Origin of the sequence: Gilliamella sp. B2889, from assembly GCF_026536885.1 — a bacterium.
Taxonomy (GTDB): domain Bacteria; phylum Pseudomonadota; class Gammaproteobacteria; order Enterobacterales; family Orbaceae; genus Gilliamella; species Gilliamella apicola_E.
On record NZ_JAFNNF010000001.1, the window covers coordinates 149,348 to 167,711 of the forward strand.

11 protein-coding genes and 1 tRNA gene are annotated in these 18,364 nt (G+C 33.9%); 5 read left to right on the forward strand and 7 right to left on the reverse strand.

Annotation, left to right across the window (positions count from 1 at the left end; genetic code table 11):
• Positions 1–15: 15 nt before the first annotated feature.
• On the reverse strand, positions 16–3,849 hold the full coding sequence (gene hrpA, locus J3U09_RS00715; protein WP_267356691.1) for an ATP-dependent RNA helicase HrpA: 3,834 nt from the start codon (positions 3,847–3,849) through the stop codon (positions 16–18).
• A 109-nt stretch (positions 3,850–3,958) separates the two neighbouring features.
• Between hrpA and J3U09_RS00720 the strand changes: the two genes are divergently transcribed.
• The 4 genes from J3U09_RS00720 to J3U09_RS00735 all read left to right on the forward strand — a co-directional run bounded on the left by J3U09_RS00720 (position 3,959) and on the right by J3U09_RS00735 (position 9,826).
• Entirely contained in the window at positions 3,959–4,378 is a 420-nt protein-coding gene (locus J3U09_RS00720) for an META domain-containing protein (RefSeq protein ID WP_065734124.1), read from the forward strand.
• A gap of 331 nt (positions 4,379–4,709) precedes the next feature.
• Positions 4,710–6,122 carry a pyruvate kinase PykF gene (gene pykF, locus J3U09_RS00725; RefSeq protein WP_065562828.1) on the forward strand — a complete coding sequence of 471 codons (1,413 nt, stop codon included), beginning with the start codon at positions 4,710–4,712 and terminating at the stop codon, positions 6,120–6,122.
• Between the two features lie 112 nt (positions 6,123–6,234).
• The gene (gene ppk1, locus J3U09_RS00730) at positions 6,235–8,292 is read left to right on the forward strand and encodes a polyphosphate kinase 1 (RefSeq protein WP_065562829.1); all 2,058 of its coding nucleotides are present in this window, start codon (positions 6,235–6,237) and stop codon (positions 8,290–8,292) included.
• Between the two features lie 10 nt (positions 8,293–8,302).
• Entirely contained in the window at positions 8,303–9,826 is a 1,524-nt protein-coding gene (locus tag J3U09_RS00735) for an exopolyphosphatase (RefSeq protein ID WP_218058426.1), read from the forward strand.
• Between the two features lie 47 nt (positions 9,827–9,873).
• On the opposite strand, the gene J3U09_RS00740 is transcribed toward J3U09_RS00735, so the two are convergent.
• From J3U09_RS00740 to J3U09_RS00750, 3 genes are all read right to left on the reverse strand, one after another.
• Positions 9,874–11,334 (reverse strand): DASS family sodium-coupled anion symporter, encoded by a 1,461-nt coding sequence (locus J3U09_RS00740; protein ID WP_065562831.1) that lies wholly within the window; start codon positions 11,332–11,334, stop codon positions 9,874–9,876.
• Positions 11,335–11,424: 90 nt separating this feature from the next.
• The gene (locus tag J3U09_RS00745; protein ID WP_065562832.1) at positions 11,425–12,384 is read right to left on the reverse strand and encodes an FAD:protein FMN transferase; all 960 of its coding nucleotides are present in this window, start codon (positions 12,382–12,384) and stop codon (positions 11,425–11,427) included.
• Between the two features lie 29 nt (positions 12,385–12,413).
• Positions 12,414–15,185, reverse strand: coding sequence for a flavocytochrome c (locus J3U09_RS00750; RefSeq protein ID WP_267356694.1), 2,772 nt, complete (start codon positions 15,183–15,185; stop codon positions 12,414–12,416).
• Between the two features lie 514 nt (positions 15,186–15,699).
• Here J3U09_RS00750 and J3U09_RS00755 point away from each other — a divergent pair.
• Positions 15,700–16,752, forward strand: a complete 1,053-nt coding sequence (locus J3U09_RS00755; protein ID WP_065562834.1) for a dihydroorotate oxidase — start codon at positions 15,700–15,702, stop codon at positions 16,750–16,752.
• Positions 16,753–16,847: 95 nt separating this feature from the next.
• Here the strand turns inward: J3U09_RS00755 and J3U09_RS00760 are convergent, their stop codons facing one another.
• From J3U09_RS00760 to dnaQ, 3 genes are all read right to left on the reverse strand, one after another.
• Positions 16,848–17,210 (reverse strand): YbaN family protein, encoded by a 363-nt coding sequence (locus tag J3U09_RS00760; protein ID WP_065562835.1) that lies wholly within the window; start codon positions 17,208–17,210, stop codon positions 16,848–16,850.
• A gap of 86 nt (positions 17,211–17,296) precedes the next feature.
• A tRNA-Asp gene (locus tag J3U09_RS00765) sits at positions 17,297–17,373 on the reverse strand.
• 133 nt (positions 17,374–17,506) lie between these two features.
• Positions 17,507–18,238 carry a DNA polymerase III subunit epsilon gene (dnaQ, locus tag J3U09_RS00770; protein ID WP_065562836.1) on the reverse strand — a complete coding sequence of 244 codons (732 nt, stop codon included), beginning with the start codon at positions 18,236–18,238 and terminating at the stop codon, positions 17,507–17,509.
• Positions 18,239–18,364 lie beyond the last annotated feature (126 nt).

Here is an 18,364-nt window from a genome sequence, read left to right on the forward strand (position 1 = left end):
CCTTATAATTATATTCTATAATTCAGAAGATACAGTTTCTATTTGTTGTTTTATCCTTTTTGCAGAAATTGGATACGGTGTGCCGAGTTGTTGAGCGAATAAGTTAACTCTAAGTTCTTCTATCATCCATTTAATATTCGTAACATCATTCAATGATTTTTGATTTTCTGACAAATTATTAAACCAACTTTGATATTCGTTTTTCACTTCTTCTATTATATTCATCGACTGTCTATCTTTAGCCACATTAGTTCCTAACTTCTCTATCCGTTTTTCTATAGCAGTTAAATAGCGATAAATATCATGGAGTTTGTTATAACCAGTTTTTGCCACAAAACCCTTATAAACTAGCTCATTTAGCTGCGCTTTGATATCAGATAACGCAAATGCTAAAGACAAATCGATACGGCCTTTAAGTTTTTTATTAATATTAAAATGGAGAGTTAAAATTGATTCCACTTGTTTAGCTATATCCACTACAATTTCATTGATATGCTCTTTGGTATAACCTAACAGTTCTTGATATTGTTCTTGATTTTTAACTTTCTGATTGTACTTCTTAATCAAGTAGTCTATTCCACAGGCAATGCAGTCATCAATAAGGTTAAGAACTGTACCGAATGAATTAAAATATAAGCCTAATTTAGATTTATTTGGTAACTTTTCGTGCAAATATTTAATTGGAGATGGAATATTTAAAATCAACAATCGTCTAATCCCGAGCTTGGTTAATCTTTTTTGTTCCTCAAGTGAATCAACCAGTTTAATACTGACCGAGTTTTGATTATCAATGATGGCTGGATAGGCTTTAACTGTATAATTATTTTGTTTTTCTTCATAAATACTTGGTAAGTGACCAAAATTCCAATCAATAATATTATCTTTCTCTATTTTGACAGATTTTTTTTGAGTCAGCGATGATAATGCTTCTTGAACTTCTGTTTTAAGATGTTCTTTAATCATCATTAGATCTTTGCCAAAAGCTATTTCTCGTCCATTATCAACAATACTAAAATTCATTTTTAAGTAATCTGGTACTTGTTCTAATTGCCAATCAGTTGGCTGAATTTTTATACCTGTCATTTTCCTAAATTCATTTTCTAATGTTTCAAGTAATGGATGTTCAATTGAATTAACTCTACTTAAAAAAACCTCAGCATAGTTAGGCGCAGGAACTAAGCTTTTGCGTAAAGATTTTGGTAATGATTTTATTAAAGCAATAACTAAATCATAACGAAATCCAGGTACTTGCCAATCAAATCCTGTATCTTTTATTTGATTTAATATATTAAGCGGAATAGAAATTGTTACACCGTCACGCGCATTACCTAGATCAAATTGATAAGTTAAAGGTAATTTCAAGTTATTCTGATACCAAAAATCTGGATAATCGTTTATTTTTACAGGCTGAGCTGATTGTTTAATCAGCATATTTTTTTCAATATTTAAAAAATCAGGGTCTATTTTTTGTTTGTTTTTCCACCACGTATTAAAGTGTTTTGCGGAAATAACTGATTTGTCTATTCGTTCATCATAAAAATTATAAAGGTCATCATCATCAATCAGAATATCCTGACGACGAGATTTATGTTCAAGATCCTCAACTTCATTGATTAATTTCTGATTTTGTTTATAAAACTGGTGATTAGTTTGCCAATCACCTTCAACCAAAGCATTCCGAATAAATAAGGAACGACTTAGTACTGGGTCAATTTTACTATAATTAACTATGCGGTTTGCAACAATTGGTAGACCGAATAAAGTTACTTTTTCATTGGCTAAAGTTGTCCCATTCTTTTTAGACCATCTAGGCTCACTATAACTATATTTAACTAGATGTTTTGCTAATGGTTCAATCCAATCTGCTTCAATTTTAGCAGCCGTTCTACCCCATAGACGGCTTGTCTCAACAAGTTCACTAGCTATACACCATTTTGGTTGATTTTTAAAGATGGCTGAATTAGGGAATATAGCAAATTTAATATTACGAGCACCGATATATTCATGTTTTTCAATTTCTTTCATACCAACATGTGACAATAAGCCGCTTAATAACGCAGTATGCAGTGAACGATAATCCGCTAATTGACTATTAATCGGAAAAGCAAGTTGTTTAATGGTTTGTCTAATTTGTGTATAAACATCTTGCCATTCTCGAATTCTAAGATAGTTAAGATATTCTTTTTTACACAACCGTCTAAATTGATTACCCGACAAATCTGCTTGTTGATTTGTTACATAATTCCATAAATTGATAAGTGATATAAAATCAGATTCTTTATCAGCAAATCTACGGTGTTTCTCATCAGAAGCTTGCTGTTTATCAAATGGCCTTTCTCGAGGATCTTGTATTGATAGTGCTGCCACAATAATCATAACTTCTTTTATACAACCTAACCGTCTAGCTTCAACTAGCATTCTAGCTAATCTAGGATCAATAGGTAATTGAGATAAAATTTGTCCTATCTCAGTCAAATGATAATGATGATGTTTAGTATAAATTGCACCTAATTCTTCTAATAATCGTATACCATCACGAATATATCTAGAATCAGGTGCTTCAACAAATGGAAAAGCCGCTATATCACCTAAGCCTAATGAAGTCATTTGTAATATAACTGATGCTAAATTGGTTCGAAGAATTTCAGGCTCAGTAAATTCAGGTCTGGATAAAAAATCTTGTTCATCATATAAACGTATACAAATACCATCTGAAGTTCTACCACAACGCCCTTTTCTTTGGTTCGCTGATGCTTTAGAAATGGGTTCAATTGGTAATCGTTGAACTTTCGTCCGATAACTATAACGACTAATTCTTGCTAAACCAGGATCGATAACATATTTAATACCAGGAACGGTCAAGGATGTTTCAGCCACATTTGTAGCTAAGATAATTCTTCGAGCACTGTGTGATTGAAAGATACGGTTTTGTTCAGATGCAGATAATCTAGCATATAAAGGCAAAATCTCAGTATGTTTCAGTTCAATTTTCCTTAGCGTATCAGCCAGATCACGTATTTCACGCTCCCCTGTAAGAAAAATCAAAATATCCCCATTACTTTCAAAAGGTAATTCATCGATTGCATCTATAATAGGCTGAAAATCATTATTTTTCTCATTTCCATAATCATCATTAAGAATTGTTGGACGATATCTAACTTCGACAGGATAGGTTCGACCTGAAACTTCAATGATTGGGGCATGATTAAAATGATTTGAGAAACGTTCAACATCTATTGTAGCTGAAGTTATGATGACTTTTAAGTCAGGACGTTTAGGTAATAATTGTTTCAAATATCCCAAAATAAAATCGATATTTAAACTACGTTCATGAGCTTCATCTATAATAATAGTATCATATTGAAGTAATAATTTATCTTGCTGAATCTCTGCCAGTAAAATTCCATCAGTCATCAATTTCACCAAAGTAGTTTCGCTGACATGATCAGAAAATCTGACTTTATAGCCCACTAAGTTGCCTATTTCTGTTTTTAATTCCTCAGCAATACGATTGGCAACTGAACGAGCTGCTAACCTTCTCGGTTGGGTATGGCCAATAAAACCTTTAACACCTAAGCCTAGTTCCAAACATATTTTAGGTATTTGTGTCGTTTTTCCTGAACCTGTTTCACCGGCAATAATTACAACTTGATTATTTTTAATTGCTTCAGCTATCGCCTCTTTCTTATCAACTACTGGTAGATTATCTGGAAAATCGATATCTTTAGGTAACGATTGTAATCGAACATTATAATGTGCAACAGCTTGAGCAATCGCTTGTTCGATGGTATCTAAATTTTGTTTTTTGTTTGAAAGCTTTCTTATTTTGTGTTGATCTACGAAAGTCATTGATTGAAAAAATTTAATTTGCTGTTGAATTAACATAAAGAGTAAAATGTAATTATTAAATTTTAATTAAACTGATTATATCAAATTTAGCCAACTATTAGGAGTTAAGATGAAAAAGACTTTACTATTAATAATGCTTTTTACTGGAACTTTCGTGATGACTGGTTGTGGTGAATCTAAGAGCGTTAAAGCTGAAGATTTAATGCATCATCGCTTTGTATTGATTAAAGCCAATGGTCAAGATATTTCAACAGATAAAAATGCTGAGCTTGAATTTGGTGAAAACATGAATATTTATGGAAAAATGTGTAATCGCTTTGTTGCAAAAGTAGAATTGGAAAACGAAACGATCAAAGGCCCTGGTGTTAGTATGGCAAAAATGGCTTGTGATGATGAGCAATTGAGTAAGTTAGATGATACCATCGCTCAATTAATTCAAGACGGAGCATCAGTCAGTTTGGACAAAGATCTATTGACTTTAAAAAATAAAGATATTGAACTAATTTATCAACTTAAAGATTTAATGTAATTTAAAAAGACATTTTTTATCACAAACTTGGTAAAAATTTAACCAAAAAAATGTTTTAGTTTTTTTCTATCTCAATTGATGTCTAGTTTTTTGATAAAAAACTTTATTTAAAATGTCGTTAAGACTATAATAAAAAAAGTTTTTAAGAATGGCTTATATTGATGAGATTACTAAATTCTTTAGATATTGCTTTTAATAAGAGTAACTTTTTAAAGTTACTCTTCCCTTTTTATACCAATGCACTGGCATTGGTTTTTTTTGTTTAAATATTTATATTTAAAACCATTTATTTAAATTTGAACATTAACTTTAACAACTAGTAGATAATATTATGAAAAAGACAAAAATCGTTTGTACCATAGGACCAAAATCAGAATCAAAAGAGATGCTAACTAAATTATTAAATGCAGGCATGAATGTAATGCGTTTAAACTTCTCTCATGGTGATTATGAAGAGCATGGTAATCGAATCAAAAATTTACGTGAAGTAATGCAAGAAACAGGCTTGAAAGCTGCCATCATGTTAGATACTAAAGGTCCAGAAATTCGTACTATTAAGCTTGAAGGTGGTAACGATGTATCACTTGTAGCAGGCCAAACTTTCACTTTTACTACTGATGAAAATGTAGTTGGTAATTCAGAACGTGTAGCCGTTACATATAAAGGATTTGCTCAAGATCTTAAACCAGGTAACCGTGTATTAGTTGATGATGGTTTAATCGCTATGGACGTTCAAGAAATCAAAGGTAACGAAGTTATTTGTAAAGTTTTAAATAACGGTGACCTTGGTGAAAATAAAGGTATTAACTTACCTGGTGTTTCAATCAAATTACCTGCACTAGCTGAAAAAGATAAAAATGACTTAATTTTCGGTTGTGAACAAGGTGTAGATTTTATTGCAGCATCATTTATCCGTAAACGTTCTGATGTTGAAGATATTCGTGCTCATCTTAAAGCTCACGGCGGTGAAGAAATCAAAATCATTTCTAAAATCGAAAATCAAGAAGGTTTAGATAACTTTGATGAAATTTTAGAAGCATCTGATGGTATCATGGTTGCTCGTGGTGATTTAGGTGTGGAAATTGCGGTTGAAGAAGTTATTTTTGCTCAAAAAATGATGATTAAAAAATGTAATAAAGCTTCAAAACCAGTTATTACTGCAACTCAAATGTTAGATTCAATGATCAAAAACCCACGTCCTACTCGTGCTGAAGCTGGTGACGTTGCTAATGCAATTATTGATGGTACAGACGCTGTTATGCTATCTGGCGAAAGTGCTAAAGGTAAATATCCATTTGAAGCAGTTAATGTGATGGCTACTATTTGTAAGCGTACTGATGGTACTATCCCAGCTAAATTAGAGCTAACCACAAAAGAAGAAACATTACGTATTACTGCTGCTGTATGTTGTGGTGCTGTTGAAATCGCAGAACGATTAAATGTACCATTAATTGTTGTTGCTACTCGTAGCGGTAAATCAGCTCGTGAACTTCGTCATTACTTCCCGACAGCTCGTATTTTGGCTTTATCTTCAAGCCAAAAAACTGTCAATCAACTTGCCTTATCTAAAGGTGTTGAACCTATTTTAATTGATGCAATTAATTCAACAGATGATTTCTACCGTTTAGGTAAAGAAATGGCTGTTAAAATTTGTAATGTAAAACAAGGTGATACAATTGTTATGGTATCAGGTGCATTAGTTCCAAGCGGAACAACTAACACAACTTCTGTTCACCGCATCTAATCACCTTTAATTTTGTTTAAATGAATGATAAAAAGCTAGCTATATGCTAGCTTTTTTTTTATCTTACGTTATTCTGTAATAAATCAAATTAGTGGAATGGGCATTACAAAAAATGATAATAGAAAAAGTATATTTACCTAAAGAACTAAGTTGGTTATCATTTAACCAACGGGTATTACAAGAGGCTGCTGATGAAAGTAATCCTCTCATAGAACGAATCCGTTTTTTAGGTATCTACTCAAGTAATCTTGATGAATTTTATAAAGTCCAATTTGCAAATTTAAAAAAATATGTCCTTATTGAGCAAGAACAAGCTCAAGCAACATCTAATGCTAAACATTTATTGCGTCAGGTTAATCAAAAAGTCATTCAACTTGAATTACAATTTGATCAGCTTTATAACGAGCTATTATTAGAAATGGCAAGGAATCAGATTTTCCTAATAAATGAAAGGCAACTTACCACTTATCAAGAAACTTGGATAAAAAATTATTATAAGCAAAATTTAAGACAGTATATTACCCCTATTTTGTTAGATAGCCATACTGAGTTGATTCAATTTTTAAAAGATGATCATGCTTATTTAGCAGTTGAAATTATCTGTAAAGATAGTATTAGCTATGCATTACTTGAACTTCCTACAGATAATGCGCCTCGGTTTGTTTTATTACCTTCAGAAGTTTCAACTAAAAATAAATCAATTATTTTTTTAGATAACATTTTACGTTATTGTTTAGCGGATATTTTTAAAGTCTTCTTTGATGCGGTAGAATTAAATGCTTATTCTATAAATATTAATCGTGATGCTGAATACGAATTAAATACTGAACTTGATAGTTTACTTGAGTTAATGTCTCAGGGTTTGAAACAGCGGTTAACTGCTCAGCCAGTTCGTTTTACATATCAAAAAGACATGCCAAAGGCATTATTTGAATTATTGATAAATAAACTAAGATTAACTGAACAAGATGCAATGCCTGGTGGACGTTATCCCAATTTCAAAGATTTAGCAAATTTTCCAGATCTTGGTGTCAAAAACTTACTTAATAAACGCTTACCAAGCCTTGCTTATAATCGATTCAAGAAATTCAGAAATGCTTTTGCAACAATAAAAGACCGAGATGTATTGCTCTATTATCCTTACTATTCATTTGGACATGTGCTTGAAATTATGCGACAAGCGTCATTTGATCCAGCTGTTACCCATATTCGTATGAATATTTATCGAGTAGCTAAAGACTCCAGATTTATTCATGCTGCTATAAATGCAGCGAACAACGGTAAAAAAGTCACAGTAGTAGTAGAACTGCAAGCTCGATTTGATGAAGAAGCAAACATAAAATGGGCTAAAAGGTTAATTCGTAGTGGTATAAAAGTTATCTATTCACAACCAAAACTTAAAATTCATGCCAAATTATTCTTAATCGATCGTAAAGAAGACGATCGAATTGTCCGTTATGCTCATATTGGTTCAGGTAATTTTAATGAAAAAACTGCACGTATTTATACAGATTTTTCATTATTAACGGCTGACCCCGCGATTACCGATGAAGTTATCAAAGTATTTAACTTTATTGAAAACCCATTTAAACCGGTAACTTTTCACCATTTATTAGTTTCACCACAAAATACACGATTACGCTTTCATGAATTCATTGAACGAGAAATCAATAATGCCAAAGCTGGGAAACCTTCAGGGATCTATCTTAAACTCAATGCAATAACTGATAAAGAGATGATAAATCAACTCTACAAAGCTTCTTGTGCTGGCGTAAAAATACGCATGATTGTGCGAGGTACCTGTATACTTGTTCCTCAAATTCCTAATTTAAGTGAAAATATCTATGTAACCAGTATTGTTGACCAGTATCTCGAACATGCTCGAGTTTATATTTTCGAAAATGACGGTAATAAAGATACCTACATATCATCTGCCGATTGGATGCCTAGAAATCTTGATAACCGTATTGAGGTTGGCGTAAAAATATTTGATCTGACATTAAAATCCACTATTCATAATATTTTCAATATTCAGTGTAATGATAATGTCAAAGCTCGAATTATCGATAAAGATAATATGAACAATTACGTCCAAAGAGGTAATAAAAAGAAAGTAAGAGCACAACGTGCAATTTATGATTATCTAAAACAATTAGAATCAGCAAGTTAAGGATTTGAACGTGAATAAATTTGATGAATATGCAGTTATTGATCTAGGTTCGAATAGTTTTCATATGGTCATTGCACGTTGTATTGATGGTGCAACACAAATTATCTACAAAAATAAAAAAAATATTCATTTAGCTACCGGTTTAAATGAATTCTATGAGCTAAGCGAGACAAGTATTAAACGAGGTATTGAATGCCTTGCACTCTTTGCTGAACGGCTGAATGGATTTCCCCCGGAAAATGTTCGAATTGTTGCAACCTATACGTTACGTATCGCCACTAATCGGCATAAATTTCTAGCCCAAGCGGCTAAGGTTCTACCCTACCCAATTGAAATTATTTCCGGACAAGAAGAAGCCCGTTTAATCTATTTAGGTACCATGACAGCCGAATCAACCGCCGAAGATGATACCAAATTTGTTATTGATATTGGTGGTGGATCGACTGAAATTGCCATTGGTCGAGGAAACGATCTCAAACCATTTATTGTGGCAAGTCGACCAATGGGCTGTGTCACTTATACTAAGCAATTTTTTCCACAAAAGACCATTGACCGATATTCCTTTTTAAGAGCCAAACTGGCAGCAGAACAACAAATTGAAAATCTTATTACCACAATAAAAAGACAAAATATCAGTGTCGCATTTGGTACTTCCGGCACAATCAAAAGTATTTACAAAATATTATTAGATTTAGGTGTCAGCGACGGTATCATTACGCCTAAACGCTTGGATGATTTAATCAGTTATATCTTAGAATTCAAGTCTTTTCATGAAATTGACTATCCATCACTTTCTGAAGAAAGAAAAAACGTTTTCGTCAGCGGGTTAGCAATATTTAGTGGCGTTTTTAACGCATTAGGCTTACAAGAGCTTCAATTTAGCCCATGTGCATTACGTGAAGGAGTTTTGTATGAACTGATCGACGGTCCAAATTATCGAGATATAAGACAAACAACAGCCGAATCACTCTCTCAGCATTACAACATAGATGAACGTCATGCTAAACAAGTGGTGAAAACGGCAAAGTATCTTTTTTCACAATGGAAAACACAAACTTCGACTAATATTCCGCAACATTTAGAATCTATCCTCTATTGGGCAGCGCAGCTCCATGAAGTGGGACTGAAAATAAATTTTTCATCAATTCACAAACATTCGAGTTATATTCTGTTAAATAGTAACCTACCCGGATTCAATGAAGAACAACAACTTTTATTGTCTACCCTTGTTCGTTATCACCGAAAGTCAATTAACATTGATGAACTGCCGTACTTTAGTTTATTCGAATACAAACATATCATCTCGTTATTGCAGATTTTGCGGCTTGCCGTTTTATTTAATAACCAGCGTAATAACGATTTGGATCTCACTGCATTTAGATTAAAATTAAACAGTGATAAATTGAGTAAACTGACGATAGAACTCAACGAAAAGTTTGTTGAAAATAATAAGTTAATCTTGCTTGATTTAGAGCAGGAGCAGAAATATTGGAAATCGGTTAATGATTGGAAATTATCGATTGAAATGTTTTAATCACTCAAAAAAAACCGCCAGTTTAACTGGCGGTGATAGCTAAACTTTTATCCTAATCCAATGATTTTCCACCATAAAATACCAATAGTGAAAACAATAATTAAATTTACTACGCTACAAATGAAACCGACTTTCCACCATGTTTTAACCGGTACAAAGCCTTCAGCAAACAGTAACGGGTTACGAGCATTAGCAAATTGGGTAATCGAACCAAAATAGTTAGTACAAATAACTAATGCAAAAATGGCAATCATTTGCGGCACGCCGAGCGCTAAAGCAACCGTTAAAAATACTGGGAATAAAGCAGCAATATGCGCATTACCACTCGCAAAGAAGTAATGGAGATAAACATAGGCTACACACAAAATAACAATGACTAAAACCCAGCTACTATCTCCTAAGTGACCTTTAACCGCATTACCAATTGTATCGCCTAGCCACTTAGTTACGCCAAGTTTATTAACTTGTCCCGCCATCATCAGTAATGCTGCAAACCAAATTAAAGTATCCCAAGCAGCCTTTTCACCTTTGATATCATCCCAACTAAGTACACCGGTTAAAATTAAAATTGTTAAGCCGATAAATGCAGTAGTAGTTGAATCAATACCAAAGTTTTTACCAAAAATCCACAAGCCTAACAGTAATAAAACAGTTGAACCCATAATAAGTTCTTTAAAGGTCAGAGCCCCCATTTTTTTAAGTTCTTCTGTGGCTAATTTAGGCGCTTCTGGTGTCTTTTTAAGCTCAGGATTGGTTAAAAAGTAGATAACTAAAGGAATAACAATAAATGAGACTAAACAAGGTACGATAGCCGCCATAAACCATTGTCCCCAGCCTAAAGTAATACCAAGTTGACTTGTTACTAATTTGGCTGCCAACAAGTTGCCGGTAAAGGCAGTTAAAAACATTGCCGATGTAATATCATTTACATGACTAATGGTTAACATTAAGAAAGTGCCAATACGATTTCTTGATTCATCTTTTGGATTTGAATTAAAATTGATCGCTAATGCTTCAGCGATTGGATAAATCACACCGCCAGCACGAGCTGTCGTACTAGGAATAGCTGGAGCTAATGCCATATCCGTTACCGACAGGCCATAGGCTAAACCTAATGTATTTCTACCTAAAAGTTTAACTAGATAATAAGCTATACGCTTACTTAACCCTGTTTTGATAAAACCACGTGCTATCATAAAAGCAATAACGATAAGCCAAATAAGGCTACTGTTTAATTCGCTTAATGAAATTTTAATCGCCTCTGTCGCTGTTGCTGCCCCTGATGGTCTTAGAACCGCAAAAACCGTTATCGCTAATAATCCAATTGCACCAATTGGCATAATTTCAGCGACAATACAGGCAATAGTAGCAACAAAGATGATACTTGTGTGCCAACCTTCAATACTAATTCCTTCTGGCGGAGAAACAAATTGCCATAATATTGCTGAAATAACAGCAATAATTATGAGCGGTAACCATTTGACAGGTGGTTTTTTCACTGTGTTCATAGTATTTTCCTTTTTAATTAAAAATGACTTAATTTAATTCATAATAAAAACAATTCAGTTTGATATAATCTTTTCGTTTCCAATAAAATGTTAATGTAAAACATAATGTTGGCTAATTAACTGAAAAGCAAAATTATCAGTATTAACTAGTTCGATTGTTTTATTTTTTAAAACAAATATGGCTGATAAACTCGGATGTTCAATCAAATATTTACTAGCTTTTTTAACCCCTAATCCATAGAGAATAGTTGAAAAAATATCTCCTTCAAGCGACGTATCTGAAATTACCGTTACACTTTCTAATTCATTATCTAACGGGTAACCGGTTGAAGGGTTGAATATGTGATGATAACGGTGATTATTTAAGGTAAAGTAACGCTCATAAATCCCTGATGTAACAACAGATTTATTATTAACTTGAATAATCCCGGCCAATTGATTGTTGAGTGAAAATGGCTCTTTCAAACCTATTTGCCAATTGCCATTCCTATCTAAGGGTGATTTGCCCAAAGTTAAGACGTTACCACCTAAATTGATAATAGCTTGATGTATGTTATTTTGCTGTAGGACTACTTTAACTACATCTGCTATGTAGCCTTTGGCTATAGCACCTAAATCAATTTCCATTCCCTTTTTTTTCAAAAAAACTGCACAAGTTTTAGGATCAAGCTCAATTTCGCTAGGATCGGTTAATAATAGTTGATCATAAATTTGCTGTGGGGAGGGAACTTGCTGGCCTTGAAAACCGATTTTCCATAATTTGACTAAAGGACCAATAGCAAAATTGAAACAACTATTGGGCATTAAACTGACTTTATAAGCTTGCTCAATAAGCGAAAACACAGCACGGCTAACGATAACCGGATGTTTACCCGCAGCAGCGTTAATCGACATAACTTCTGAATGACTGCGGTTAACGGTCAATTTATCTTCAAGTAATTTTATGGTGTGAAACACCCTATGAGCTACGGCTTCATTAGGCTCATAAAGCGTTAATGAAACCGTGGTACCCATTAATACTTGAGTATATTCATGGCTTGAATTAAGCATTTTAAACAAGCTTAAGTCATATTAGTCAATTAATGATTAATGTAATCAGTGGCTTTTCTACCTGCCTGCATACCAAATATAATGATATCAGCAACAGCGTTTCCACCGATACGATTGGCACCATGAACACCACCGACCACTTCGCCAGCAGCAAATACGCCTTGTATTACATGTTTATCCGTATCTAAAACTTGAGTATCGGTATTAATCGTTACCCCACCCATAGTATGATGCACACCCGGAGCAATCTTAATCGCATAAAATGGTCCTTTGTTAATAGGATGTCGCATACCAGTTGTTCGACCAAAGTCTTCGTCACGTTTTGTTTCAGCGAACTGATTATAACGCTCAACAGTTTGAGATAAAGTATTGCTGTCAATTGAGAGTTTATCAGCAAGATCTTTAATCGTATCAGCTTGAACGACTAAATCATGTGATACATATTCTTCAACAGCTTTGTTTTCATTACGTACTTGTTGATCAAATAGAATATACGCATAATGCTCAGGTAATTTAATAATTTCTGCTGAAACTTTATCACGAGTATCTAACTCATTGACAAAGCGTAGCCCTTTTTGGGAGACCAGTATCGCCCCTCCTCCACGAATTGATTCGGAAATCAAATACGAAGTTGTTTGCTCAACAGTTGGATGAATCTGAATTTCTTTCATATCCACTGTGCCTGCGCCCAGTTTTTCTAGAATCATAATTCCGGAACCAGTAGCACCTTTATGGTTAGTGGTAACAAATCCTTTCAGATCTGGTCGATATTTTTCAACCATTTCACGATTTGCACTAAATCCACCAGTAGCAATAATAACCGCTTTGGCTTTAATCGTTTGAACGGAGCCGTCTTCTTCATTGACTTTAACTCCGACAACTCTATGATTCTCAGTTAATATTTCAGTTACATTGGTATCAAGCATGACTTCAATACCACGTCGGTTGATATTTTTTTGCAATCCACTAATTAAAAATCCGCCAACAGCAGCGCCACTTGCCGGGCGATGCGTACGGTCAATGCTCATGCCCCCCGTTGTTGTGATACCACTAAGTTCGATACCATTATTATCTAACCAGTCAATGGCATCAGGTGCATTTTCAACAAAATAACGAAGTAACTCAGGATTATTTTTGTTTTTACCACCTGTTAACGTTTCTTTATAGAACAGATCTTTACTGTCCACAATGCCTTTAAGTTTTTGGAATTTGGTTTCGGCTGCATTCATACCGGCAGAAGCTTTATTTGTATTGCCGCCAATAACCGGCATTTTTTCAACCACAACTACACTTGCTCCTAAATCATGTGCTTGAATAGCGGCTGCTAGTCCAGCGCCACCACTACCAACAACCACCACATCATAAGCTTTATCATTAGGATCACCACCCTCAGCAAGGATAGCTTCTTTATTTGATTTCGCCATAGCTTTGGTTACGGCTTTTTTGAACGCCTCACATTGTGATGTCGCGCCAGAAATTGCATCGACGTGAGGGCTATTAGAGTCAATAATACGATGTTTGATCTCAGAAAAGTTGTTGACCACTTCACTATCAAAATCATTAGCATTGAGCAATTGCATGTCTTTAACAAAGTCATTACCTAATTCAACATTAATTAAGTATTCATAAGACTCATCATTAACCTTTTCTTGATAATTGCCCGGCTTGAATTTTTTTACATTAAGATTCACATCACGAATCAAGCTTTCAACCAATGAAAAGTGCCATAGTGGCTCAGGTATATTGAGTTCTTCACGTTTATCACTATTGATGAAGAGTTCAAGTTTCTCCCCTTTTTCGACTCGACTAAGCCAATCGGGATAAGCAATACATGCCCGACCAACTGCAACCAGATCAAAGCCGTTATCCATAGCTGCTTCGATATCACTTATATTAACCACATTACCGACACCAACAACCGGAATTTTAGCTAATGTCTGTGATCGCATTGCTACATATTTATTAATTAAAGGCGTTGGATCATTAGTTTCAACAATAGATGGTCTTAAGATCGCCCCCATAGAGAAGTGAACGTAATCAAGTCCCTTTTCAGCCAATTTTTCAAGTAAGTACATCGAATCATCAAAACGAATTCCAGGTACTTCTAATTCTTCCGGCGAAAAACGATAACCAACAATAAAATCAGGATTGGCATACTCTTTAACCATATTATGAGTAATATCTAGAACAGCCAATGGGAATCGAGCTCGATTATCACGGCTACCACCCCATTTATCAGTTCGTTGATTTGAGTTAGGTGAGTAAAATTGTTGAATTAAGTAGGTATTAGCGCCATGAATTTCGACCCCGTCAAATCCAGCTTGGATCGCTCGACGAACAGCTTGACCAAACTTATCAATCATTTCATCAACTTCATCTGCCGTCAATTCAATTGGGGTCGCCGCGCCCGGGCGTGGTGCAGCTATCGCACTTGGCCCAACTGGGGATTGTCCACCAATAAGTTTAGGCTCAACCATACGGCCACCATGATAAACTTGGATAACCGCTTTGGAGCCTTTCTCTTTAATGGCTTTAGCGATCTTCGCTAACCCTTCTATTTTATCATCATTATCTAAACCAATCGCACCGGGAAACGCTAACCCTTTATTGTCAACAAATCCACATTCAACAATAATAGTGCCAATTTCACCCGCTCTTGCTCGGTAATATTCAATTAAATCATGCGTAACAGAACCTTCGTAAAACCCTGAACAAGTAGTCATTGGTGCCATCATAATACGATTTTTTAGGGAAACACCATTGGGTAAGATTACTGGTTTAAAAATATCTTCGTTTTTCATATTTCATTACCTAATCATTAATATTTAAATGTTAACGTGGATCATAACATCCGAAATTTTTCTTCTCCACTTACATAAGTTTCATTAGTCGGAAAATATCATTTTTTCGACAAAAATTTATTCAAATTTATTAATAATTTATAAAACAATCTATGGATATAACAAAAAGAATTGTCTGTTTTTTATGTTATTTTGAAAGTGTTTGCGTACAATACTGCATAAACCTGTCTAAAAAAAAACACTATAACTATTTCATTTACTTATATTTTTTTTAACTTCTATCACTTGTACTTTATTTTTATTCGACTAAAATGCTTACCAATTTTAGAAAAGAGAATTTGATTATGCTTGTGGTCCATACAAATAAACCAATAATAAAATTGAATTGTCTTTTTATTTTGAATATTCATCCTCCTTTATGGAGGATTTTTTATATCTATAAATTCAACCTTCCAATTTTATATCAAATTACCAAACAATACCACTTCCAGAACAGCCATAAACAGGAGATACCATGAAACCTTTGATCCCTTTTTATAACCCAAGTATTAGCTATGAAGATAATTATGCTAAAGGACCTTTTGGACTTTTTGCAGAATTAGACAAAGCAGAACAAGTTTCAACTAAACCAACCAAGTTCTTAAAAGTTGATGTTAATTTACCATTTGGCCAACCCGCTGGACCTTTATTAAATGCAAATTATATTAAAGCAGCATTTGCTTATGGATTCGATTTATGTGTATATAAAACGGTAAGAACAAAATTACACAAATGCCATCCGTTACCTAATGTTTTATCTGTTCATCCCAAAGGTAAACTTACGTGTAATTTAGACACAGTTTTAGCTGATACTAATTATAGCCAACCTCTTTCAATCACTAATTCATTTGGGGTTCCATCATTTGCTCCTGATATATGGCAACCAGATATGGCTGATGCTGTTAAAGCTGCTGGTCCAGGACAATGTGTTATTGGTAGCTTCCAAGGAACTCAAGGTAATGGAGTGATAGAACAAGATTATGCATTAGCTGCTAAATTAGTAAGAGAAACCAATGCACCAATTTTAGAAGCTAATTTAAGTTGCCCGAATGAAGGTGCAAGTAAATTACTTTGCTTTGATGTAGATAGAGTTGAAAGAATTGTTAAAGAAATTAAAAATGCTGTACCTGACCGCCCTCTTATCCTGAAATTAGCTTACTTCCCAGATGATGAAAGAATCGTTTCATTATTAACTCGTATTGGAAATATAGTTGATGGGTTAAGCGCGATTAATACGTTGTCAGCAAAACCTGTTGACGCAAATGGTCATCCAGCTTTAGGTGAAAATCGAAAAGAAGGCGGTATCTGTGGCGATGCAATTCGTTGGGCTGGGTTAGATATGGTTAGTCGACTCGATAAATATCGTAAACAAATGGATTTAAAATTTGCAATTATAGGTGTTGGTGGAGTTAGTAACAGTGAACATTATCATCAATTTATAAAAAATGGTGCTGATGCTGTAATGAGTGCAACAGGTGCGATGTGGAATCCGTTACTTGCTATTGAAATTAAAAAGAGTTTGAAATAATAGTAAAAAATAATACATCGCAATAAAGAGCCAATACTTTTGTTACAGGGTAACTTATTTACCCTGTTTTCTCTTAATTTCAACCTTTATATTGATCATTTTTTATTAAAATAATAGTAGACAAAAATGACATGAGCAAAAAACACAGTGGCTAAGATTATTCTAACATGTAAAGAATTAAAAATAATAAAAGGAATAAGTAGCACAACAAACACCATTGCCAACATCTTAAATAAACTTGACCTGGTTGCCTTCTTTTCAATTAGCAATTTTTGGATATAAGTTTGATAGTAAGTAGTTTGTGTAAAATAGTTATAGAGGCGCTCTGAACTATTTAACCATAGATATGCAGTAAGTAAATAAAAAGGTACTGTAGGTAACAAAGGAATAAAAATACCAATAGTTCCTAAAGCAAAAGAAACTCCACCTAGAACAACAAATATCGATTTTTTTAGCATGTCTAAATCAATTTAATTAATATTCATAGGATATCGAAGATAGCACAATTATAATAAACAAGGAAAGTATAAAGAAAAATAAGAATTGGCGGAACGGACGGGGCTCGAACCCGCGACCCCCTGCGTGACAGGCAGGTATTCTAACCAACTGAACTACCGCTCCGCTTTTTAGATACTTTAATGTGGAACATCAAAGTAGGCGTGATGTTAAAGATTATTTTTATTTTCGTCAATAAAATTTTTAAAAATAAAGTTCAATTGAATAGAAAACAATCATTAATGTACTTTAATGTACTTTAATGTGCTTTCCATAATGCCCCGCCACTTTTTTTATCAATCTTTTCTAAAATAGACTCGTGAGCAGAGAGTTCAGATTCATTTGCTTTAATTATCTTTAAAGGAGTTCCATTACGTTCAATTTTCTTGACGGTATTATTTGACATTGATAATGGATTATCTTCAGCGCTGAATGCTAACGTCGTTTGCCCCCCTGTCATTGCTAAATAAACTTCAGCTAGAATCTCAGCATCAAGTAAAGCGCCATGCAGTGTACGATGTGAATTATCAATCTGATAACGCTCACATAGTGCATCTAGATTATTTCTTTTACCAGGGAAAAGCCGCCGAGCCATAGCTAGTGTATCAGTAACAATACAATGTTCAGCTGTTTTAAAATTTAAACCACAAAGACGAAATTCATAATCCATAAATCCGACATCGAACGATGCGTTATGAATGACTAATTCAGCACCATCAATAAATTTTATAAAATCATGTGCTATATTTTTAAATATTGGTTTATCTTTAACAAATTCATCACTTATACCGTGAACTCTAAAGGCTTCTTCATCAATTAAACGTTCTGGATTGATATAAACATGGAAATGATTGCCAGTTAGTCGCCGATTTAATACCTCAACAGCACCAATTTCAATAATCTTATGCCCTTCATAGTGATTATTACCGTCTTGGTTCATACCTGTTGTTTCAGTATCTAATACAATTTGACGTGTTGAATGTGTTATCACGTTATACTCTTCTTCTAAAATTGGGAAATTTAATAATTAATGGTATAGTCTAACACCAAAATGCGCTGATGTTGATACCTACAGTGTTTTCGCCACTAATTACACAACATCACATTATTTAATTTT